The 23282-nt window shown below is 73.6% G+C and carries 10 protein-coding genes; 5 read left to right on the top strand and 5 right to left on the bottom strand.

The genetic code is table 11. From position 1 onward, the window contains the following. The first annotated feature begins 20 nt into the window (after positions 1-20). Both ACWEVN_RS17025 and ACWEVN_RS17020 read left to right on the top strand, forming a co-directional pair. Positions 21-311 (top strand): hypothetical protein, encoded by a 291-nt coding sequence (locus tag ACWEVN_RS17025; RefSeq protein WP_452051872.1) that lies wholly within the window; start codon positions 21-23, stop codon positions 309-311. Between the two features lie 106 nt (positions 312-417). Continuing rightward, positions 418-2829 (top strand): beta-glucosidase, encoded by a 2412-nt coding sequence (locus ACWEVN_RS17020; RefSeq protein WP_452051871.1) that lies wholly within the window; start codon positions 418-420, stop codon positions 2827-2829. A gap of 56 nt (positions 2830-2885) precedes the next feature. Here the strand turns inward: ACWEVN_RS17020 and ACWEVN_RS17015 are convergent, their stop codons facing one another. The 5 genes from ACWEVN_RS17015 to ACWEVN_RS16995 are packed head-to-tail and all read right to left on the bottom strand — an operon-like array spanning position 2886 to position 10850. Beyond that, complete coding sequence (locus ACWEVN_RS17015; protein WP_452051870.1) at positions 2886-4106, bottom strand: cytochrome P450; 1221 nt, start codon at positions 4104-4106, stop codon at positions 2886-2888. After that, positions 4103-5854, bottom strand: a complete 1752-nt coding sequence (locus ACWEVN_RS17010; RefSeq protein WP_452051869.1) for a non-ribosomal peptide synthetase — start codon at positions 5852-5854, stop codon at positions 4103-4105. Before ACWEVN_RS17010 ends, ACWEVN_RS17015 begins: the two co-directional genes overlap by 4 nt. Continuing rightward, positions 5851-8610 (bottom strand): condensation domain-containing protein, encoded by a 2760-nt coding sequence (locus ACWEVN_RS17005; protein WP_452051868.1) that lies wholly within the window; start codon positions 8608-8610, stop codon positions 5851-5853. The genes ACWEVN_RS17010 and ACWEVN_RS17005 overlap by 4 nt, the downstream gene beginning before the upstream one ends. Further along, positions 8597-10024: a methyltransferase gene (locus ACWEVN_RS17000; protein WP_452051867.1), complete on the bottom strand. Its 1428-nt coding sequence runs from the start codon at positions 10022-10024 to the stop codon at positions 8597-8599. Before ACWEVN_RS17000 ends, ACWEVN_RS17005 begins: the two co-directional genes overlap by 14 nt. A 34-nt stretch (positions 10025-10058) precedes the next feature. Then, a complete protein-coding gene (locus ACWEVN_RS16995; protein ID WP_449683395.1) occupies positions 10059-10850 on the bottom strand; it encodes a hypothetical protein in 792 nt (263 codons plus the stop codon). A gap of 241 nt (positions 10851-11091) precedes the next feature. Between ACWEVN_RS16995 and ACWEVN_RS16990 the strand changes: the two genes are divergently transcribed. The 3 genes from ACWEVN_RS16990 to ACWEVN_RS16980 form a co-directional block, all read left to right on the top strand. Continuing rightward, complete coding sequence (locus tag ACWEVN_RS16990) at positions 11092-12582, top strand: FAD-binding oxidoreductase (RefSeq protein WP_452051866.1); 1491 nt, start codon at positions 11092-11094, stop codon at positions 12580-12582. 22 nt (positions 12583-12604) lie between these two features. Next, a complete protein-coding gene (locus ACWEVN_RS16985) occupies positions 12605-15343 on the top strand; it encodes an acyltransferase domain-containing protein (RefSeq protein ID WP_452051865.1) in 2739 nt (912 codons plus the stop codon). Positions 15344-15380: 37 nt separating this feature from the next. Continuing rightward, positions 15381-23282: type I polyketide synthase (locus tag ACWEVN_RS16980; protein WP_452051864.1), on the top strand; the 7902-nt coding region annotated here is incomplete at its 3' end.

Below are 23282 nucleotides of genomic sequence, written 5' to 3'. Positions count from 1 at the left end.
TAATGCGTCGAGCGATTGTGGTGTGCCTGTTCGCCGTGGTCACTTCTCTTTCGGTGGCCGGATGCGATCATCTGATCGATCTGGGGTGTGCGGAACGGTCCTGCCACTTCAACCTCGTCAGCGGGGGAAAGGTGGACCTCGGCGGGCAGGAACTGGCGGTCGAGAAGGTGGACAACAATTCCGTGACCTTCCTGTCCAACGGCATCAGCGTTTCGCTCTTCCAGGGTGTCGATCTGGACTTCCTGGGCTACCACCTGCACCTCGGGGAGATCCGCGGCGGCGAAGCCAGCCTGGACGTCACGCGGAATTAGCGCGGAAACTTCAGGGGTTACGGTCCGTGCAGTAGTCACCTAGGTTGGTCGACGATTGGACCAACTAGCGGCGGGGGCGACCCGTTCGCGGGTTTCTGGGGTGACTATGCGTAATGATCTTCTCCGGGCGCGCCCTCGCGCGGTCGCGGTCGTCCTCGCCGGCGTGCTGCTGACGTCCGGTCTGACGGCCTCCGCCGCCGCGGCCGATCCGGCCGCGAAGTTCTCGCCCAGGGTGAAAAGCCTCGTCGGCGAGCTGACCCTCGACGAGAAGCTTTCCCTGGTGCACGGCGGCGACGACCCGAACAGTGTCGGTGAAGCCGGGTACGTGCCCGGCGTGCCCCGTCTCGGGATCCCGTCGCTGCGGCTGGCGGACGGCTCGGCCGGCGTCCGGGTGGACAAGCCGTCGGTCGTGATGCCCGCGCCGGTGGCGCTCGCGTCCACTTTCGACGAGTCGCTCGCCACCCGCTACGGCGCCGGCGTCGGCCGCGAAGCCCGCGCGCTGGGCACCGACGTCCTGCTCTCGCCGATGGTCAACACCATCCGGATTCCCTACGGCGGCCGCAACTTCGAAACGTTCAGCGAAGACCCGCTGCTGACGTCCCGGATGGCCGGCGCCGAAGTCCGCGGCATCGCCGGCCAGGGCACCATCCCGGTCGTCAAGCACCTCGCCGGGAACAACCAGGAGAACGACCGGCAAACGATCGACGTCGTGATGGACGACCAGACGCTGCACGAGGTCGAGCTGCCCGGCTTCGAAGCGGCGATCAAGGCCGGCGCCGGTGCGGTGATGTGCTCGTACAACAACCTCAACGGGCCGTCCGCCTGCGCGAACTCCGACCTGCTGACCGGGATCCTGCGCGAGCAGCTGGCGTTCCAGGGCTGGGTGATGTCGGACTGGCGGATGTCGCTGGCGCCCGGCAGCCTGCCGCTCGGCCTCGACCAGGAGATGCCGGGCGGGACGTACTTCGGTGACCTGCTCAAGGCCGCGCTCACCGCGGGCACCATCCCGCAGTCCGCTTTGGACACCGCCGTCGGCCGCATCCTCAGCCAGCTCGACCGCTTCCACCTGCTGAACGGCCCGGCCCGGCCGGCGCGCGACCTCGCCGGGCTGACGGCCACCGCGCAGGACGTCGCCCAGGCGGGTGCGGTCCTGCTGCGCAACGAAAAGTCGGCGCTGCCGCTGACCACCGCGCGGTCCGGCAAGATCGCGGTGATCGGCTACAACGCGAAGACGCCGAAACTCAACGGCGGCGGCAGCTCCCACGTGCTCCCGTCCGCGACGCCGGCCGCCCCGCTGGACCTGATCAAGCAGCGCGCGGGCAGCACCACGACCTACACCCCGGGCTACGACCCGGCGGGCGAAGCCGTGCCGGCCGGCGCGCTGGCCCCGGCGTTCACCCAGGGCGGCGGCCTGCCCGCCGGCGCGGAGGGCGTGTTCTACAACGGCACGATCACCGCGCCGAGCGAAGGCGATTACAGCATCCAGCTGCAGTCGACCGGCGGCGGCGGGTTCCTCCAGGTGGACGGGACGGCGAGCGGCCTGTTCGGCGACTCGATCGCGGGCGGCTACACCGGGATCACCGTGCACCTGACCGCGGGGCCGCACTCGCTGCTGCTGTACGGGTTCGCGGACTTCGTCAACCCGCTGAAGGTCAACCTGCACTGGATCACCCCGGCCGCGGCCCAGGCGAAGATCGACCAGGCGGTGACGGCGGCCAAGGCGGCCACCACCCCGGTCGTGTTCGCCTACGACGACAGCTCCGAAGGCCTCGACCGGCCGGACCTTTCGCTGCCCGGCTACCAGGACGAGCTGATCGACGCCGTCGCGGCGGCCAACCCGCGCACGGTCGTGGTGCTGAACACCGGCTCCGCCGTGAAGATGCCGTGGCTGGCGAAGACGGCGGCGGTGCTGGAGATGTGGTACCCGGGCCAGAAGGGCGCCGAGGCGACGACGGCGTTGCTGTACGGCGACGCCAGCCCGCAGGGCAAGCTGACCCAGACCTTCCCGGTGGATGAGGCCCACACGCTCGTCAGCGGCAGCGCCGGGCTCTACCCGGGCCAGGACGGCCAGGTGAAGTACACCGAGGGCGTCGACATCGGCTACCGCTGGTACGCGGACAAGAAGATGACCCCGCTGTTCCCGTTCGGCTTCGGTCTTTCGTACACGACGTTCGCCTACAGCGGCCTGTCGGCGGCGAACGCCTCCGACGGCGGTCTCGACGTGAAGGTGACCGTCCGCAACACGGGCACCCGCACGGGTACGGAGGTGGCCCAGGTGTTCGTCGGCCCGAGCCCGCAGGTGACGGCGCCCCAGCCGCCGACGGCCCTGGGCGGCTACGCGAAGGTGACGCTGACGGCGGGGGCGTCCCGGACGGTGACGATCCACGTCGACCCCCGCCAGCTGTCCTACTGGGACGTGACGGCGAAGGCGTGGAAGCGCGGTGCGGGCACCCGGGCGGTGCAGGTGGGTTCGTCCTCGACGTCCCTGCCGCTGAGCACCCGCGTCGCGGTGCGCTGAGAGCACGGACGAACGGCCGGCGCCCGGGTGGGGCGCCGGCCGTTTCGCCGTGCTCGTCAGCCGTTGGTCACCGGTAGGTGGCGGAGACCTCGGATGATCGCCGAGCGGCGGCGGTCGGCCGGGCCCGTCTGGTGGAGGTCGGGCAGCCGGGTGGCCAGGACGCGGAACGCGACGTCCGCCTCCAGGCGGGCCAGGGGCGCGCCCAGGCAGTAGTGCGAGCCGCCCGAGAAGGAGAGGTTGTCCGGGGTGGTCGGGCGGGTGAGGTCGAAGTGGTCCGGCAGGGACCACACCCGCGGGTCACGGTTGCAGCCCGCCGTCAGCACCACCACCGCCGTGTCCGCGGGGATGACCGTGCCGTCGACCTCGACGTCCACTGTGGACACCCGGCTGGACTGCTGGACCGGCGCCTCGAACCGCAGCGACTCCTGCACCGCCTGCGGTGCCAGGTCCGGGTCCGCGACCAGCTTGTCCCACTGCTCACGCCGCTCCAGCATGGTCTTCACGCCGACGCCGATGAGGTTCACCGTCGACTCCGCGCCGGCCAGCGTGAGCAGCTGGCACAGCGACACGAGCTCGTGCGTCGACAGCCGGTCCTCGGCGCGGGCGGTGAGCAGCTTGCTGATCGCGTCGTCGCCCGGGTGGGCCAGGCGCAGCTCCATCAGCTCGGTGAACAGCGCGTCGAGCTCGTCCAGGGACCGCTGGACGTCCGCGATGTGCTCGACGGACGTGATCTCGTCGAAGATCGTGCCGAACTTCGGCCCGTGCTCGAGGTACCGGCTCAAGAACGGCTCGGGGATGTCGAAGATGGCCGCCACGACGGTGACCGGGATGAGGTCGGCGAACGACGTCATCAGGTCGAACTCCCGGCTCGGGCCGGCACGGTCGAGCAGCTCGTGGCAGATCGCGGTCAGCCGGTCGCGGAACCCGGCGATCGCCTTGGGGCTCAGGAACGGCGTGGCCAGCTTCCGCAGCCGCGCGTGGTCGGCGCCGTCGGCCCCGAGCATCGAGTTGTCGAACGTCGTGATCACCGGGCTGATCGGCGTCCCGTCGGACTTGAGGACGCCGAACCGGCGGTCCCGCAGCACCTTCGTGGCCGTCGCGTGGTCGACCGTCGTCCACGCGCCGAGCTCGCTGCGGTGCAACGGCCCCTTCGCGCGAATCCGTTCGTACAGCGGATAGGGATCCTCCGGGCCGCGCAGCAGCAGCGCCAGGGGGTCGCCGAGCTCGCCGAGGGTCCACAGCACCCGCATCTGGGTGGTCATGTCCTGGACCGTCATGACGGCTGCCCGGCGGTGATCAGCCCGGCCACGCCACGCACGGTCGGCGCCTCGAACACCTGCGAGATCCGCAGTTTGACGCCGAGATCGCGGTTGATCCGCGAGCACAGCTGGGCGGCGGAGAGCGAGTTGCCGCCCTGCCGGAAGAACGAGACGTCGGTGGCGATGGACGGCACGCCGATGATCTCGCGCAGGATTCGCGCCACGGCAGCCTCGGTTTCCGACAGCGGCGAGTCCACCTCCGGCGCGGCCGCCATCCGCAGGCGCGCGGCCAGTTCGGCCAGCGCGCGGCGGTCGATCTTCCGGTCCTCCAGCACGGGCAACCGTTCCAGCCGCTGCACCAGCGCGGGCACGAGGTAGCCGGGCAGCCGATCGGCCAGCCGGGTCCGCAGTTCGTCCTCGCCCGGCGTGCCGGTGTAGAACAGGCAGAGGTCTTCGTACGCGCCGTCCGCGCCGGTCAGCGGCACCACCGCGCACGCGCCGACGCCCGGCACGCGCCCGGCGTTCTGCTCGACGTCGTCGAGTTCGATGCGGTGGCCGCGGATTTTGACCTGGCGGTCCGCGCGGCCTTCGAAATGGAGCAGGCCGTCGGCGGTCCAGCGTCCGAGGTCGCCGGTGCGGTAGACGCGCCCCGGTCCGGGAATCGTGACGAACTTCCGCGCGGTCAGCTCGTCGTCCTTGAAGTACCCCAGTGCCAGGCCGCGGCCGCCCAACGCGATTTCGCCGCTCTCGCCGACGTCGCACACGCGGTCGCCGTCGAGGATGTACGCCTGCGTGTTGGGGAAGGGGACGCCGAGCGGCACCTCGGGGCCGTCCTCGGGCCGCACGCGGTGGCAGGTGGCCGCGACGCTGGACTCGACCGGGCCGTACATGTTGTACAGCGGGATGTCCGGGTACGCCTCGAGGAACCGGGCGGCGTGCCGTGCCGAGAGCTTCTCGCCGCCGGTGCCCACGGCGCGGAGGCCGGCGAAGGCGTCGAGGTCGTTGTCGACCATGCTGTGGAACACCGCGGTGGGCGGGAAGATCGTGGTGACGCCGTGGATCGCGATCAGGTCGCGCAGCTTCGTCGCCAGCTCGAGGGTGTCTTCGAGCAGCACCAGGGTGCCGCCGTTGAACAGCACGCCCCAGGAGTCGAGGCCGAAGGCGTCCCACGTCGCGGCCAGGGCCTGTGGCATCACCGCGCCGGAATCCAGCGGGGTGAACAGCCAGTCGTCGAACAGCCGGACGTTGCCGCGGTGCGCGGTGACCACGCCCTTCGGCGTCCCGGTGGTCCCGGAGGTGAAGAAGACCGCGCAGGGGTCGTCGGCGCCGACGTCGACCGCGGCCGGCCGGGCGCCGAGGATCGGCTGCGCCGGCGGTGACCACACCGACGGCCACGAGGTCCCGCGCTCGGCGGCGACCACCGGCCCGCCGAGGTGCTCGATCAGCTCCGACAGCCGGCTCGACGGCCACCGCAGGTCGAGTGCGGCGTAGGCGGCACCGCACTTGAGCACCGCCAGCAGCGTCGCGAACAGCTCGGGGGAGCGGGGCAGCAGGACCGGCACGATCGAGCCGCGCTCGACGCCGCGGGCCTGCAGTTCGGCCGCGTAGGCGTCGGCGAGTTCCGCCAGCTCCCGGTAGGTGACGTCCCGGCCGAGGTGGTGCAGCGCGGTGCGGCCGGGCCACCGGGAGGCACACCACTCGAACAGGCCGTGCATGGTTTCGGCCCGCCCGAACGGGGTCGGGGCCGGGTTGACGGACGGGGTCATCGGGTGCTCCCGGTGATCAGCTCGGCCAGCGCGGCCGGCGTCGGGTGGGCGAAGGCGGCGGACAGCTTCAGCCGGACCCCGGTCTGCTTCTGGATCCGCTGGACGAGCTGGGCGGCCAGCAGCGAATGCCCGCCGCCGGCGAAGAAGTTCGTGTCCTCGGTGACGTCGTCGCGCTTGAGCAGGTGCCGGAACATCGCCATGACGGCCTCGGTCGTGGCGTCCGGCACGGACTTCGCCGGGGCCTCCGCCGGTGTCCCGGCCGAAGCGGCCAGCTCGGCGACCGCCGCCCGGTCCACCTCGTGCGCGGCCGTCTCGGGCAGCGCGTCGACCCGCAGGTACCAGGCCGGCCGTGCCGCGGGTGGCAGCACCGCCTCGGCGTGCCGGGCCAGGTCGGCGGCGAGCTGCGGTTTGTCGGGCGCCTGCACCACGGCGACCAGGTCTTCCGCGCCGGGCCGCAGGGTGACCGCGGCCGCGACGACGTCGGTGTGCGCGGTCAGCGCGTCCTCGACCGTGGCCAGGTCGACGCGGGTGCCGCCGAACGTCACCTGCCGGTCCAAGGGGCCGTGGACGTGCAGGGACCCGTCGGTGCGCCAGTGCGCGAGAACGCCGGTGGCGGTGCCCAGCTTCAGTTCGCCTCGCACGCCCAGCGGCAGCCGCCGCCCGTCCGGGGCGACGACGTCGGCGTCGAGGCCCGCGACCGGCACGCCGTCGGCGAGCACCCAGCGGCCGCCGAAGGAAAACACCGTGTGGACGTCGGCATCGAGGGCGCGCAGGGTGCGGACGAGCGGGCCGGGCGCGGGTTCGGCGCCGATCAGCGCGGTGCGGCCGCCGGCCGCGGAACCGAGCTGCTCGACGACCCGGGACCAGACGGCCGGGGTGGCGTGCACGACGCCGACGTCGTGCCGGGTGAGCAGGCCGGCCAGCAGGTGGCCGTCGGTGCGGGCCGCGTCCGGCGCCACGACCAGCGGCACGCCGTTGGCCAGGGCCAGGAGCGGTTCCTCGAAGGCGGCCGAAAGCCACAGCACCGGCCGGGAACCCACCGATACCGCGCGGACGGAGTCGGCGAGTTCCCGGTGGGTCACGCCGGGGAGCGCCACGCTGTCCGGGGGCACGGCCGCAGCGTCGGGGTCGACGGCCACCGTGACGGCGTAGGAGATTTCTTCGGCGCCCAGCACCGATTTCGCCGCGGAGACATCCGTGGTGACGGTAGCGCCGGCCAGCCAGCTGCCGAGGATCGCGGCCGCGAGGTCAGGGCCGCGCGGGGCGGTCACGGCGACGACGTCACCCGGCCCGGTCCCGGCGTCGGCCAGCAAGGTCGTGACCGCCGAAGCGGCGCGCCAGAGATCCCGGTAGAACGTCGTGCCTTCGCCGGTCACGATCGCGGGCGTGCCGGGGTTTTCCGAGACGTGGCGGGCGATCGCGGTGAGGACGGTCTCCGCCCCGGCAGGCTCGCCGGGGGTGTCGAGGACCGCGTGGTCGGTGGCACCCCAGCCGTCCAGTTCGCGCAGCGGCCGGTCCGGCGCGCTCGCCGCCGCGACGAGCAGGGCGTCGTAGCGCTCCAGCAGGAGCTCGACCTCGCCGCGGTCGAGCACCTCGGCGCCGTAGACCGCCTTGACGCGGCTCTCCTCCGCCGAAGGCAGGATGACGAACTCGAGGTCGAACTTGCTGTGCCCGGGGTCGATTTCGACGACCTCGGCGGGGGCGCCGCCGAGGCTCGTGGCCGCTCGCCCGCCGAAGGGCAGGTAGTTGAACACGTGCCGGAACATGGTGGTGCGCCAGGACGAACCGGCGCGCTCGACCTCCGGCAGGAGGACGTCCATCGGCACGTCCGCGTGCGCGATGGCCTCGAAGAACAGGTCCCGCACCCGGCGGCTGAACAGCCGGAACGTCTCGGCCGGGTCGATCCGCACGCGCAGCGGCACGATGTTGACGTGGTAGCCGATCGCGCGCTGGGCCTGCTGGCTGCGGACGTTCACCGGGAAGCCGACGGCGAGGTCGGGCCCGGCGCCGTGAGCGTGCAGCAGCAGGTAGTAGGCGGCCAGCAGCATGACGACGTCAGGCGCCTTGAGTTCCTTCTGCAGCGCGGTGACGACGTCCTTGGCCGCGGCGGAGAACGGGCGGACGAGCTGCTCGCCGCGCAGGGTCGGCTGGGCGCTTTCCTGGCCGCCGCACCACAACCCGGGCCCGCCCGCGTCGAAGTCGCGCAGGTGCTCGCGCCAGAAGGCGAGGCTCTCCGGCTTCGGTTCGGATTCCGGCCAGAGCGGGACGGGCGGGCCGGCGTCCGGGAGGTCCCCGGCGAGCACCGCGTCGTAGGCGGCGGCGAGCTCCTCCAGGAAGATCGACATCGACGTGCCGTCGAAGATGAGGTGGTGCACGGCCACGCCGACCGAGTCGTGCTCGGGGCCGTGGTACAGGCCGACGCGCAGCAGGGGCGATCCGTCCAAGGTGAACGGCCGGGTGATCAGTTCCCGCAGCCCGGCCTCGACCTCCGTGCCCTCCGCACCTTCGAGGCGGAGCGGGAAGGACGCGAGCACCGACTTGGTGAGCCGCGTGTCGCCGGCGTGGAACACCGTCCGCAGCGCGTCGTACCGGCGCACCAGCTGCGCGACGGCCTCCTGGAGGACGGCCCGGTCCAGCCGGCCCGCCACCCGCAGCGCCACGCCCGGCACGTTGTTGACGCCTTCGCCGGGCACCAGCCGTTCGAGCAGCCAGAGCCCTTCTTCCTTGCGGGTGGCCGGAATCTCAGCGGTCGGCATGTCCGGTCCCTTCGGGGAGGTCTTCGACGGTGACGAAGGCGTGCGGAACGGCCTCGGCGGGCAGCCGCGCGGCCAGGTACGCGCGCAGTTCGGCGACGAACGTGCTCGTCTTCGCCGCGCGCGAGGGGGCGTTCGCGTAGGCGGTGAACGGCAGCCCGGGCATGGCGGCCGAAGCGGGCACGGTCACCGGCTCGCCGTCGCGGGTATAGACGACGTCGACCAGGCCGGGGCCGTCGGCCGACCAGGTCACCGCGGCCTGGTAGCCCCGCCGCCGCCCGATCTCGTGGAGGTCTTCCGGGTCCGGCGCGGTCACCGCGACCGGCGTGCTGCCGGTGTCGAGCTTCGCCAGCGCGGCCAGCTCCCGCGCGACCCGGCCGTTCGGCACGCCGGTGATCCGCGCGGACGGCGGCCGGACGTCGCTCAGCAGGGTCTCCAGCGCGGCCGGGTCCCAGGCCTGCGTGTGCGCGGGTTCGACGGTCTCCGCGGGTTCCTTGCGCAGCACGGCGTCGTAGCGGTGCCGGCTCAGCTCGTTGTGGTGGCGGGCCCGCTTCAGCCGGACGTCGGCCGCGGCGATCCCGGGCAGCGTGGCGGCCAGCGCGGGGAAGAAGTCCGGGTCGACCAGCAGTTCCTTCTCTTCGAGGACGCTGTTCTCGACCAGTTCCCGGGCGGTGTCCGGCGCCGCGGCCACCTCCTCGGCCAGCACCGCGGCGCGGAAGGCACGCAGCAGCCGCAGGTTCCGCACGTCGCCGACGAACACCGCGCCGCCGGGCGCGATCAGCGCGGCGGCCTGGCGCAGGACGTCGGCGAGGTAGCCGATGCCGGGGAAGTACTGGACGACGGAGTTGATCACCACCGTGTCGAAGTGGTGCGCGGGGAGCCCGGCGAAGTCGTCGGCCTCGCGGTGGTGCAGCGTCACGTGGGCCAGCGCGGGGTCGGTCGCGACCTGGCCGGTGAGCGTCTCGATCACGGTCGGGGAGAAGTCCGTGGCCACGTACTCTTCGCACGAAGGCGCGAGCTTGGCCATCAGCAGGCCGGTGCCGACGCCGATCTCCAGCACCCGGCGGGGCCGCAGCGACCTGATCCGCTCGACGGTCGCGTCCCGCCACTCCCGCATCTGCGCGAGCTCGATCGGCAGCCCGGTGTAGGTGCTGTGCCAGCCCACGAAGTTCTCCCCGAGCCCACCGGACTCGGGGAGTTCGCCGTACACCCACTCGTAGATGAGCTGCCACTCCTCGACGCGCGCGCGGTCGTCGCCGGCTTCGGCGACCGGGTCCCGCGGCACGACGTGGGCGACGAGCCGCCCGGTCCCGGGTTCGCGGGTGACCCCGGCCCGCGCGACACCGGGGTGCCCGGCGAGCGCGGCTTCGGCTTGGCTTTCCGTGCCGGTGCCCAGACCGGTCGGTGACGTCGGCATCAGCTCTCCTGCTTGGTCTCTCCGAAAGGGGCGGTCAGGGGAGCAGGCCGCGGACGGCCTGCGCGACCTCCGGCTGGCTGAGCAGCCCGGAGTGGTCGATGTCGAACCGGAGCTCGCGGGCGCCGATCTCCAGCGCGCCGGGCAGTTCGGCGGAGCGGATCACGGCGACGCCGTCGAGGTCGCCGGGGACGGTGACCTGGGAGGCGGCCACCAGGTAGGTCAGGTAGCTGCTGAACCAGGAGACGAGCTCGTCGGCGCGGTCGGCGTCCAGCTCGACCCGCTCGAACGCGGTGGTACCGACCTCGCGGTAGAGCCGCACGAACTCCTTCGTGAGCGTCTCGAGGTCGTCGTGGGTGCGCTGGGCGGCTTCGCCGGCGGCGTGCGCGTCCCGCACCTCGTCTTCGGTGAGGACCGCGGCGAGCGCGTCCACCACGCGGAAGAAGCCGTAGTGCAGCACGGTGAACCCGGTCGCGGCGGTCGGGTCGAACAGGACCACCCGCGGCTTCGCCTGCCAGGTCGCGATGCGCTCGGCGATGGCGAGCGCGAACACGCTGGACGCGCAATAGCCGAACACCGCCTTGACCTCGGCGCCGCTCGCCCGCAGCTCGGCGGTCCACCGGTCGAGGTAGTCGTCGCCGGTCATGCCGGTCTCGTCGCCGATGGCGGGCGGCAGGCTCTCCCAGATCCCGTACGGGGTCTCGAGGTGCTTCGCGAGCTCGGCGAACCCCGCCTCCGGACGCCCGGTGACCGTGAAATCAACCGTGATGATTACTTCCTTGTCGTCCGCATTCTCGTCGATCGGGTGCCATGAATGGAGTTCGGCCACGATTGTCCGCCTTTTGGGTGCGAGCAGAATAAAGATTTCCGCAGTCTGAAGCTAGCAGCGGCCGATCGGGCCGGTAACCCCTAACGCGCCCCTAAGCAACGCCAGGTCAAGCCGTGGTTCCGGGCGGTTAGGGGTTGGAGTGGCCGTCGGCGCCGCCGTAGTGTTCGGCCACGATGACGACGGGTGGGATGCCCATTTCCGGCGTCGCCGAAATGGCCGAAGTGAAGAATGAGGGCGATCGATGGGTGCGGTGACCGTTCTGCCGGACGACGCCCGGTACGCCGATCTCGTGCGCGGGGTCAACCAGCGCTGGGTCGGCAAGCCCGACTACGTCCGCGTGCCCACTTCCACCGAAGAGGTGGTGGACGCGGTGGGCACGGCGGTGCGCGAGGGACGGCGGATCGCGGTCCGCAGCGGCGGTCACTGCGTCGAGGCGATGGTCGGCGCGCCGGACGTCCAGGTGGTCCTCGACCTGTCCGAGCTGAATCGGATCGGTTTCGACGCGGAACGGGACGCCTTCTTCGTCGAGCCCGGTGTCACCGTCGGCCAGGCCTACCGGACGCTCTACAAGCGCTGGGGCGTCACGATCCCCGCCGGATCCTGCCCGAGCGTCGGCCTCGGCGGGCACATCGCGGGGGGCGGGTACGGCCCGCTGTCGCGGAAGTTCGGGTACGTCTCCGACCACCTGCATGCGGTCGAGGTGGTGGTCGTCGACGCCGACGGCACCGCCCGCGCGGTGGTCGCGACCAGCGACCCGGGCGACGAGAACCACGACCTCTGGTGGGCGCACACCGGCGGGGGCGGCGGCAACTTCGGAGTCGTGACGCGCTACTGGCTGCGGATCCCCGGCGCGACCGGCGCCCCCGCGGCACTCCTGCCCACCCCGCCCGCGCGGCTGCTGGTGCAGCAGGACGTCTGGGTCTGGGACATGCTCGACGAAACCGCGTTCACGCGCCTCCTGCGCAACCACGGCGAGTGGTACGAGCGCCACAGCGACCCCGGCTCCCCGTACGAAGACCTCTACAGCGGCCTGTGGTGCGGGACGCGCGCGTCCCAGTTCGTCGCCATGTCGACACAGATCGACAGTGCCGCCCCGAACGCGGCCGGCCTGCTCGACGACTACGTCGCCGCGGTCCACCGCGACCTCGGCGTCGCGCCGGCGCTGAGCAGCCGCCAGGAGCTGCCGTGGCTGCACGCGACGTCGTGGGGCGGCATCGCCGACAGCGGCGACCACACGCTGAGCTTCAAGATCAAGGCCGCGGACCTGCGGAAACGCTGTACCGACGAGCAAGCCGCGAAGTTGTATGCGCACCTGCTGCGCGAGGACTACGGCAACCACCGCGCCGGCGTGATGTTCGTCGGCTGCGGCGGGCGGATGAACGCGCTGTCGCCCACCGACACCGCCATCGCCCAGCGGGACAGCATCCTCAAGCTCGTCTACTCCACCCACTGGGACGCCTCCGAGCAGGCCGAGCCGCACCTGGCGTGGCTGCGCGAGTTCTACGCCGACGTCTACGCCGGGACCGGCGGGGTGCCGGTGCCGGACGAGCGCACCAACGGGTCCTACGTGAACAACCCGGACTTCGACGTCCAGGACGAGCGGTGGAACGCCTCCGGGCTGGCCTGGCACGAGCTCTACCACCAGCACAACTACCCGCGGCTGCAAGCGGTCAAGGCGCGGTGGGACCCGGGCGACGTGTTCCGGAACCCGTTCTCCGTGCGGCTCCCCTGAGCCCGACCCCGGGAGGTAACGAGTGGCCACCCCGACCCTGACCACCGAGCACGAGCACACCGGCCGTGGCCACGACGTCGTGCCGCTGATCGTCTCCGCGGACAGCAAGGCGGGACTGCGGTCGAAGGCCCACCGCCTCGCGAGGTACCTCGCCGACCACCCGGACACGCCGTTCGAGGCCTTCGCGCGCTCGGTCGCCGCCGAGGACACCGGCCGGGCGCACCGGGCCGTGCTGCTGGCCGGCGACCGCGACGACGGCCGGCGCGGGCTGGACACGCTGGCCGCCGGCCAGAACCCGCCCGACGTCGTGCGCGGCAGCGCCCGGCGCGCCGAGCGGGTCGTGTTCGTCTTCCCCGGCCAGGGGTCGCAGTGGCCGGGCATGGCGCTCGACCTGCTGGACTGGTCGCCGGTGTTCGCGGCGGAGCTCGCCCGCTGCGACGCCGCCCTCGCCCCCTTCGCCGATTGGTCCATTGTGGACGTCCTCCGGGGCCGTCCCGGGGCGCCGACCCTCGACGACGGCGCCGACATCGTGCAGCCGGTGCTGTTCGCGGTGATGGTCGCGCTGGCCGCGCTGTGGCGCGCGCACGGCGTCGAACCGGCCGCCGTCGTCGGGCACAGCCTCGGCGAGGTCGCCGCCGCCTGCGCGACCGGCGCTCTGTCCCGCGAGGACGGCATGCGCGTGGCCGCCCGGTGGAGCAGCGCGCAGGCGACCCTGTCCGGCCGCGGCGACATGATCTCGGTGCCGCTGCCGGTGGCCGAGGTGCGCTCCCGGCTGACCGGCCGCGACGGCCTGGACATCGGCGCGGTGAACGCGCCCTCGTGGGTGATCGTCTCGGGCGACTCCGCCGCGGTGGCGGACCTGCTGGCCGACCTGACCGCCGAGGGCGTCCGGGCCCGGCGCATCCCGGTCGGGCTCGCGGCCCACTCGCGGCACATCGACGCCATCCGCGACCGGTTGCTGGCCGACCTCGCCCCGCTGACCCCGGTGTCCACCGTGATCCCGTTCCACTCGACGGTGACCGAAGGCCCCCTCGACACCGCCGCGCTCGACGCCCGCTACTGGTTCCGCAACCTGCGCAACCCGGTTCGTTTCGACGAAGCCACCCGCGGGCTCGTCGAAGAGGGGCACGGGGTGTTCGCGGAAATCAGCCCGCACCCGGTGCTCACGGTCGCGGTGCAGGACACGGTCGACGCGCTCGACGGCCGGGCCGTCGTGCTCGGCACGATCAGCCGCCGCGAAGACGGCCCGCGCTCGTTCCTCGGCTCGCTCGCCGCGGCCTACGTCTCCGGCGCCAGTGTCGACTGGACCGCGGCCTTCCCCGGCGGGGCCGAACCGGTCGCCTTGCCGGAGTCCGGCTCGGACGCGACGGTCGCGGCCGCCGGCCTGCTGGCCGCCGGGCACCCGCTGCTCGGCGCGGCCGTCGAACTCGCCGAAGACGGCGGCTGGCTGTTCACCGGCCGCCTCTCGGCCGCGCAGCACCCGTGGCTGGCCGGGCACACCGTGCTGGGCCGGACCGTGCTGCCGTCGTCGGTGCTCGTCGAACTCGTCCTGCACGCGGGGTCCGAGCTGGGCTGCGCCCGGATCGAGGAGCTCACTCAGCACCTGCCGGTCGTCTTCGCCGAAGAGGCCCTGTGCCTGCAGGTGCGGATCGGCCCGGTCGACGACGCCGGGGCGCGCCGGATCGGCGTGTTCGCCCGGCCGGACTCGGTCGGCGCCGCCCAGGGCGGGCCGTGGACGCGGCACGCCACCGGGATCATGGCCGAGACTGCGGGCTCGGCGGCCGGCCCGGAACCCCGGGACTGGCCGCCGTCCGGGGCGGTCGCCGAGGACGCCGGCACCGCCCGGGACCGCCTGCGCGCGCACGGCATCGAGCTGGGCCCCGAGTTCGGCGGCCTGACCGGCGCCTGGTCGCTCGACGGCGAGCTGTTCGCCGACGTCGTGCTGCCGGCGCCGGCCGGCAGCGGTGCGGGTTACGGCATCCACCCCGCCCTGCTGGACTCCGCGCTGCAGGCGGTCGCGCTGTTCCCCGCCGCGGCGGAGTCCGACGGCTGGCTCGCGTCCTCCTGGAGCGGGCTGGCCCTGCACACGGCCGGCGCCCCGGCGTTGCGGGTCCGGGTGCGCGCCACCGGCCCCGACTCGGTCTCGGTTTCGGCCACCGACCTGGTGGGACGGCCGGTGTTCTCCGCCGAGAACGTCGTGCTGGGTGCGCTGCCGCAGGCGTACGTCCGGGCCCCGCACGCCGCACCGGCCGGCCGTGGCGCGCACGACGGCGGGTTCGCCGCGAAAGTCGCCGCGCTGCCCGGGCCCGCCCGCGCCGAACTACTGCTGGACCTCGTCCTCGAGCACACCGCCGCGGTGCTCGGCCGGGACACCGCCGCCGGCGACGACACCTTCACCGAGCTCGGCTTCGAGTCGCTGACCGCGGTGGCGCTGCGCAACCGGCTCGCCGAGGCGACCGGGCTGAAGCTGCGCACCACCCTGGCCTTCGACTACCCGACCCCGGCCGCGCTGGCCGGGCACCTCCTGGACGCGCTGAGCCCCGCGGGCTCCGACGTGCTGGCCGACCTCGACCGGCTGGAGGAGGCGCTGCTGGGCGAGCCGGGCGGTCCGCTGCACGGCCGGGTCAAGGTCCGGCTGCGCGACCTGCTGTTCCGGCTCGACGGCGCGGGCGAACCGGACGGCTCCGGTGCCCCGCCGCTCGACACGGCGTCGGACGACGAAATCTTCGCACTGCTCGATCGGGAGCTCGACCTGTCCTGAGGCGGGTCAGGCGGACAACGCAGAGAGTTGACGGCACATGGCGAACGAGGACAAGCTCCGCGACTACCTGAAGCTGGCCACGGCGGACCTGCGCCAGGCCAAGCAGCGGTTGCGGGACTTCGAGGCGCGGGAGACCGAGCCGATCGCGATCGTCGGCATGGGCTGCCGCTTCCCGGGCGGCATCGAGACGCCGGAAGCGTTGTGGCGCCTGGTGTCCGCGGGTGAGGACGTCATCGGGGAGCTGCCCGCCAACCGGGACTGGGCGTCGCTCTACGACCCGGACCCGGCGCGGCCCGGCACGTTCTCCATGCGCGGCGGCGCGTTCCTCCACGACGCCGACCGGTTCGACGCCGGCTTCTTCGGCATCTCGCCGCGCGAGGCCCTCGCCATGGACCCGCAGCAGCGCCTCCTGCTGGAGACGTCGTGGGAGGCCCTCGAACGCGGCGGCATCGACCCGCGGACGCTGAAGTCCAGCCGCACCGGCGTCTTCGTCGGGGCGATGCAGCAGAACTACGCGCCGAGCTCGCACAAGGTGCCCGAATCGGTCGAGGGGCACCTGCTCACGGGCACGATCACCAGCGTCGCCTCCGGCCGGATCGCCTACGTCCTCGGCCTGGAGGGGCCCGCGGTCACCGTCGACACCGCGTGCTCGTCGTCGCTGGTCGCCCTGCACTGGGCGGTGCAGGCGCTGCGCCGCGACGAGTGCTCGCTGGCGCTGGCCGGCGGGGTGACGGTGATGGCGACGCCGGGCATCCTGATCGAGCTCAGCCGGCAGCGGGCGCTGTCGCCGGACGGCCGGTGCAAGCCGTTCTCCGCCGACGCCGACGGCTTCGGGGCCGCCGAAGGCGCCGGGATGCTGGTGCTGGAACGGCTGTCGGACGCCCAGCGCCACGGGCACCCGGTGCTCGCGGTGGTCCGCGGCTCGGCGGTCAACTCCGACGGCGCGTCGAACGGCCTCAGCGCCCCGAACGGGCCGTCGCAGGAGCGGGTCATCCTCGACGCGCTCGCCAACGCCCGGGTCGCGGCGAGCCAGGTCGACCTGATGGAGGCGCACGGCACCGGCACCCCGCTCGGCGACCCGATCGAAGCCCAGGCGCTGCTGGAGACCTACGGCCGCGGCCGGTCGCCGGAACAGCCGCTCTGGCTGGGGTCGGTGAAGTCCAACATCGGGCACACCCAGGCCGCGGCCGGGGTCGCCGGGGTGCTGAAGGCGGTGCTGGCGCTGCAGCACGCGACGCTGCCGGCGTCGAAGCACGCCGGGCGTCCGACGTCCGAAGTGGACTGGTCGGCGGGCACGCTGCGGCTGCTGGACACCGGCGTCGAGTGGCCCGAACGCGAGCACCCGCGGCGGGCGGCCGTGTCGTCGTTCGGCATCAGCGGCACCAACGCGCACGCCATCCTCGAAGCCGCCCCGCCCGTCGAACCCGTCCCGGCTGCTCCGGTGCCTGCGGTCGTCCCGTGGGTCCTGTCGGGTCGCACGGCGGAAGCCTTGCGTGCGCAGGCGGCGCTTCTGTCCGACGTGGACTCGGGGCTGTCCGAGGTGGGGTACTCGCTCGCCGTGACGCGGGCCCGGTTCGAACACCGGGCCGTCGTGGTCGGCCAGGACCGGGCCGAGCTGCGGCGCGGGCTCGCCGCCGTCGCCGCGGGCACGCCGGGCGACGCGGTGGTGTCCGGGGTGGCCGGGAAACCTTCCAAGGTCGCGCTGGTGTTCCCCGGCCAGGGCTCGCAGTGGGCCGGGATGGCCCTGGAGCTGGCTTCGTCCTCACCGGTGTTCGCGGCCCGTCTGGACGAGTGCGCGGCGGCGTTGGAATCCTTGGTGGACTGGTCGCTCCGGGACGTCCTGGCCGACGCTGAAGCGCTGACCCGGGTCGACGTCGTGCAGCCCGCGCTGTTCGCCGTGATGGTGTCGCTGGCCGAGCTGTGGCGCTCCTACGGTGTCGTGCCCGACGCGGTGGTCGGGCACTCGCAGGGCGAGATCGCGGCGGCCGTCGTCGCGGGCGCACTGTCCCTTGAGGACGGTGCTCGCGTGGTCGCTCTGCGCAGCAAGGCGATCCTCGCCTTGGCCGGACGCGGTGGCATGGTCTCGGTGGCTGCCTCTCTCGACGCCGTCGAGGCGCGGCTGACCGAAGGCCTCTCGGTCGCGGCGGTGAACGGCCCGGCTGCGGTGGTGGTCTCGGGCCCGCCGGACGCTCTCGCCGAGCTGATCAAGGCGTGCGAGGCCGACGGCATCCGTGCCAAGCGGATCCCGGTGGACTACGCGTCGCACTCCGCGCAGGTCGAGGAGATCCGTGACGAACTCCTGAGCGTGCTCGCCCCGATCACCCCGCGAACCGCCGAGACGGGGTTCTTCTCCACCGTCACCGGCGACTGGGCCGACGGCGCCGAGCTGGACGCCGAGTACTGGTACACCAACCTCCGCAGCACCGTGCTGCTCGACGACGCCGTCCGGACGCTGGCCGAACGCGGCTTCGGCACGTTCATCGAAGCCTCGCCGCACCCGGTGCTGACGATGGCCATCGGCGAGACGGCGACCGCGCTCGGCACCCTGCGCCGCGGCGACGGCGGCCTCGCCCGGTTCCAGCGGGCTCTGGGCGAGGCGCACTGCGCGGGCGTCCCGGTCGACTGGACCCCGGCGTTCCCCGGCGCGCACCGCGTGGACCTGCCCACCTACCCCTTCCAGCGGGAAAGCTTCTGGCTGCGCACCGAACGCGAAGCGCCCGCCGACGGGGGATTCTGGGACCTGGTGGACCGCGACGACCTCGCGGGCACCCTCGGCGTCGCCGCCGACGCGCCCCTGGACGAGGTGCTCCCGGCGCTGGCCGCGTGGCGCCGCCGCCGGGCCACCGAATCCACTGTGGACTCCTGGCGGTACGGGATCACCTGGCCGGCCGCGGACCTGCCCGCCGCGTCGCCGTCCGGACGCTGGCTGGTCGTCCGCGCCGACGGCACCGGCGGCCAGGACGTCGTGGACACCCTCGCCCGCACCGCCGACGTCGAGACCCTCGTCCTGAGCTCGGCCGACGACCGCGCCGCGCTGGCCGAGCGGCTCTCCGGGCCGTACGACGGCGTGCTGTCACTGCTCGCCGCCGACGAACGCCCGCACCCGGGGTTCCCGGAAAGCCCGGCCGGGCTGATCCTGACCCTCGTCCTGGCCCAGGCGCTGGGCGACGCCGGGGTCACCGCGCCGCTGTGGGTGCTGACCCGCGGCGCGGTCCGGACCGGGCCCGCCGATGAGCTGCCCGGCCTCGAACAGTCGCTGCTCTGGGGCCTCGGCCGCGTCCTCGCGCTGGAACACGCCGACCGCTGGGGTGGTCTGATCGACCTCACCCCGGAACCCGGCGCGGCCGAACTCGACCGGCTGGGCCGGATCCTCGCCGCCCGCGGCGCCGAAGACCAGCTCGCCGTGCGTCCGGGCGGCCTCCGCGTCCGGCGCCTGCGCCCTGCCGGCCGAAGCGACCGGCCGCGTCCGTGGCGGCCCGAAGGCACGGTGCTGGTCACCGGCGGCACCGGCGCGCTCGGCACGCACGTCGCCCGCTGGCTCGCCGCGGAAGGTGCCCCGCACCTGGTCCTGACCGGCCGCCGCGGCCCGGACGCGCCCGGCGCCCGCGAGCTCGCCGCCGAACTGGAGGCGCTCGGCACCCGCGTCACCCTGGCGCGCTGCGACGTCGCCGACCGCGAGGCCCTCGCCGCGCTGCTGACCGGCCTCGACGAGCCGGTCCGTTCGGTCTTCCACGCCGCGGGCACGGTCGAGCTGCTGCCGGTGACCGAGACGACCCTGCCGGGGTTCGCCGAGGTCGTCCGGGCGAAGGTCGCCGGGGCCCGGCACCTCGACGCCCTGCTCGGCGACGACCTCGACCGGTTCGTGCTGTTCTCCTCGATCGCCGGCGTCTGGGGCAGCGGCGACCACGCGGCCTACTCCGCCGCCAACACCTTCCTCGACACCTTGGCCGAGCAGCGCCGGGCCCGCGGCGCGACCGCGACGTCGATCGCGTGGGGCGTCTGGGCCCCGACGGACATCGAAGGCCAGGGCGGGATGTCCGAGGGCGTCGACTCCGGCCAGCTCGCCCGCCGCGGGCTGCCGCTGATGGACCCGGCCACGGCGATCACCGCGCTGCACGAAACCCTCGGCCACGACGAGACGTTCACCGTGCTCGCCGACGTCGACTGGGCCCGGTTCCTGCCGGTCTTCACGGCCGGCCGCGCCCGGCCACTGTTCGACGACCTGCCCCAGGTGCGCCAGGTGCCGGAAGCTCCGGCTCCGGAGTCCACGCCGTTGGCGCAGCAGCTCGCCGGGCTGTCCGGCGGCGACGTCGACCGGGTGCTCCTGGACCTGGTCCGCGCGCAGGCCGCCGCGGTGCTCGGGCACGCGAGCGGCGACGCCGTCGAACCGGACCGGCCGTTCACCGACCTCGGCTTCGACTCCCTGACCGCGCTCGACGTCCGCAACCGGATCGCTGCCGCGACCGGCCTGCGGTTGCCCGCGACGCTCGTCTTCGACCACCCGACGCCGCTCCGGCTGGCGGTCCACCTGCGTGACCTGGCGCTCGGCACCCGCACCGAGCCGGTCGCCGTGACCCGGGCCGCGGCCGCCGACGACCCGATCGCCATCATCGGCATGGGCTGCCGCTATCCCGGCGGCGTCCGGTCGGCGGACGACCTGTGGACGCTCGTCGCCGAAGGCCGTGACGCCATCTCCGGATTCCCTGCCGACCGCGGCTGGGACCTGGCGAAACTGTTCGGCGGCGCCGACGAGCAGGGCACGTCGACCGTCCGCGAGGGCGGCTTCCTGCACGACGTCGCCGACTTCGACGCCGGCTTCTTCGGGATTTCCCCGCGCGAGGCCCTCGCCATGGACCCGCAGCAGCGGCTGCTGCTGGAGATCGCGTGGGAGACCATCGAGCACGCCGGCATCGACCCGGCCACGCTGCGCGGCGAGCCCGCGGGCGTCTTCGTCGGCGCCAACTACCAGGACTACCACGCCCGGATGCGGGAGATCCCCGACGGCCTCGAAGGGCACCTGCTCACCGGCAGCGTGTCCAGCGTGCTGTCCGGCCGGGTCGCCTACACGCTCGGGCTGGAGGGACCGGCGCTGACCATCGACGCGGCCTGCTCGTCGTCGCTGGTGGCGTTGCACCTGGCCGCGCAGGCCCTGCGCCGCGGCGAGTGCTCCCTGGCCCTCGCCGGCGGGGTCGCGGTGATGCTGACGCCGTCGTCGCTCACCGCCTTCAGCCGCCAGCGCGGGCTGGCCGCCGACGGGCGCTGCAAGGCGTTCGGCGCCGGAGCCGACGGCATGGGCATGGCCGAGGGCGCCGGTCTGGTGCTGGTCGAGCGGCTGTCCGACGCGCGGCGCCTCGGCCACCCGGTGCTCGCCGTGCTGCGCGGCAGCGCCCTGAACCAGGACGGCGCCTCCAACGGCCTCAGCGCCCCCAGCGGACCGGCCCAGCAGCGCGTCATCCGGGCGGCCCTCGCCGATGCCGGACTGTCCACAACGGACGTCGACCTGGTCGAAGCGCACGGCACCGGCACGGCACTGGGCGACCCGATCGAGGCGCAGGCCCTCCTGGCCACCTACGGCCAGGACCGGCCGGCACCGCTGTGGCTGGGCTCCCTCAAGTCGAACATCGGCCACACCCAGGCGGCGGCGGGCGTCGCCGGGGTGATCAAGACCGTGCAGGCGCTCCGGCACGGCGTGCTGCCACGAACGTTGCACGCCGAGACGCCGACGTCCCATGTGGACTGGGAAAGTGGTGCGGTACGGCTGCTCGATTCACCGCGCCCGTGGGAACGATCGCAGCCGCGCCGGGCGGCGGTCTCGTCGTTCGGCATCTCCGGCACGAACGCCCACGTCATCCTGGAGCAGGGAGACGCCGGCCCCGCGCCCACGCCCGAGCCCGCGGTGGTGCCGTGGGTGCTGTCCGCGAAGACGCCCGAGGCCTTGCAGGCGCAGGCCGTCGCCCTCCGGGAGGTCGGGGGCAGCATCGCCGACGTCGCATTCTCCCTGGTCGCTTCGCGCACCGGCTTCCCGCACCGCGCGGTCGTCACCGGTGACCGGACGACGTTGCTCAGCGGGCTTTCCGCGCTGGCCGAGGGGCTTCCGGCGTCCAATGTGGTCACCGGGACGGCGGTTCCGGGCCGGACGGCGCTGGTGTTCCCCGGCCAGGGAGCGCAGTGGGCGGGCATGGCCCTGGACCTGGCGGAGTCGTCGCCGGCGTTCGCGGCGCGGCTCGACGAGTGCGCTGTCGCTTTGTCGTCCTTTGTGGACTGGTCGCTGCGCGTCGTCCTGGCTGACGCCGAGGCGCTGGCCCGTGTCGACGTCGTCCAGCCCGCGTTGTGGGCCGTGATGGTGTCGCTGGCGGAGCTGTGGCGCTCGTTCGGCGTCGTACCGGAAGCGGTGGTGGGTCATTCGCAGGGTGAGATCGCCGCCGCCGTGGTCTCGGGCGCACTGTCCCTTGAGGACGGTGCTCGGGTGGTCGCCTTGCGCAGCAAAGCCATCCTGGCGTTGGCCGGGGGTGGCGGCATGGTCTCCGTCGCGGCACCGCGGGAAGCGGTCGAGGCGCGGCTGACCGACGGGCTGTCGATCGCCGCGGTGAACGGCCCGTCCGCCGTCGTCGTCTCCGGCGAACCCGGCGCGTTGGCCGCCTTGATCGCCGCGTGCGAGGCGGACGGCGTGCGCGCGAAGCGGATCCCCGTCGACTACGCGTCCCACTCGGCGCAGGTCGAGCAGCTCCGCGCCGAACTCCTGGACGTCTTCGCCCCGATCCGGCCGCGGACCGGCGGCATCCCGTTCTTCTCGACCGTCACCGGAACCTGGCTCGACGGCGCCGAGCTGGACGCCGGATACTGGTACACGAACCTCCGGGAGACCGTCCGGCTCGACGTCGCGGTGCGCACGCTCGCCGCGGAGGGCTTCGCCACGTTCGTCGAAGCCTCGCCGCACCCCGTGCTGACCACGGCGATCGGCGAGACCGACGGCGTCGAAGCGTTCGGGTCGCTGCGCCGCGACGACGGCGGCTACGAGCGGTTCCTCCGGTCGCTCGGCGAGGCGCACGTGCGCGGGGTCGCGGTGGACTGGACGCCCGCGTTCCCCGGCGCCCACCGCGTCGAGCTGCCGACCTACGCGTTCCAGCGCCGTCGCTACTGGCTCGACGCGGGCACCGCGGCCGCCGACCCGGTGGACGCCGCGTTCTGGGCCGCCGTCGACGGTCTCGACCTCGACGCCGTCGCGGGCACCCTCGACATCGCCCCCGGCAGCACCCTCGCCGAAGTCCTGCCCGCGCTGACCCGGTGGCGCGACCGAGCCCGCACCGCGTCCGAAGTGGACTCCTGGCGCTACCGCATCGAGTGGAAGCCCGTCGCCACGCCGGCCGCGCCCGAGCTGTCCGGGCGCTGGCTGGTCGTCGTCCCGGACGGCGACGACGCCGGTGTCCCGGCCGCCCTGGCCGCGCACGGCGCCGAGCCGGTCGTGACCTCCGCATTCGCCGGCGCCGAAGGGTATGCCGGGGTCGTTTCGCTGCTGGCCCTCGACGAAACCGGCGGCGCCACCGCGAACCTCGCGCTGGCCCAGGCGATGGCCGGGAGCGGAACGCCGTTGTGGCTGCTGACCCGCGGCGGCGTGACCGGCGACGGGATCTCGCCCGCCCAGGCGATGACGTGGGGCCTGGGCCGGGTGATCGGCCTGGAACTGCCCGGCATCTGGGGTGGGCTGCTCGACCTGCCCGCCGAGCCGGCCGCGACGACCGCGTCGCTGCTCGCCGCCGCACTGTCCGGAGTGGACGCCGAGGACCAGCTCGCGATCCGGCCGTCCGGGCTGCTGGCCCGCCGCCTGGTCCGCGCGCCCGTCACCCCGCCGGCGCAGCGGTGGAAGCCGCGTGGCACGGTCCTGATCACCGGCGGCACCGGCGCGCTGGGCGGCCACGTCGCCCGCCGCCTCGCCGCCGAC

The sequence above is a fragment of the Amycolatopsis sp. NPDC003861 genome (assembly GCF_053605405.1).
This window is presented reverse-complemented; position numbering and strand designations above follow the sequence as displayed.

Coding starts and splice junctions, on each gene's coding strand:
- ACWEVN_RS17020 (WP_452051871.1), top strand. CDS start 418: ATGCGTAATGATCTTCTCCGGGCGCGCCCTCGCGCGGTCGCGGTCGTC.
- ACWEVN_RS17015 (WP_452051870.1), bottom strand. CDS start 4,106: ATGACGGTCCAGGACATGACCACCCAGATGCGGGTGCTGTGGACCCTC.
- ACWEVN_RS17010 (WP_452051869.1), bottom strand. CDS start 5,854: ATGACCCCGTCCGTCAACCCGGCCCCGACCCCGTTCGGGCGGGCCGAA.
- ACWEVN_RS17005 (WP_452051868.1), bottom strand. CDS start 8,610: ATGCCGACCGCTGAGATTCCGGCCACCCGCAAGGAAGAAGGGCTCTGG.
- ACWEVN_RS17000 (WP_452051867.1), bottom strand. CDS start 10,024: ATGCCGACGTCACCGACCGGTCTGGGCACCGGCACGGAAAGCCAAGCC.
- ACWEVN_RS16990 (WP_452051866.1), top strand. CDS start 11,092: ATGGGTGCGGTGACCGTTCTGCCGGACGACGCCCGGTACGCCGATCTC.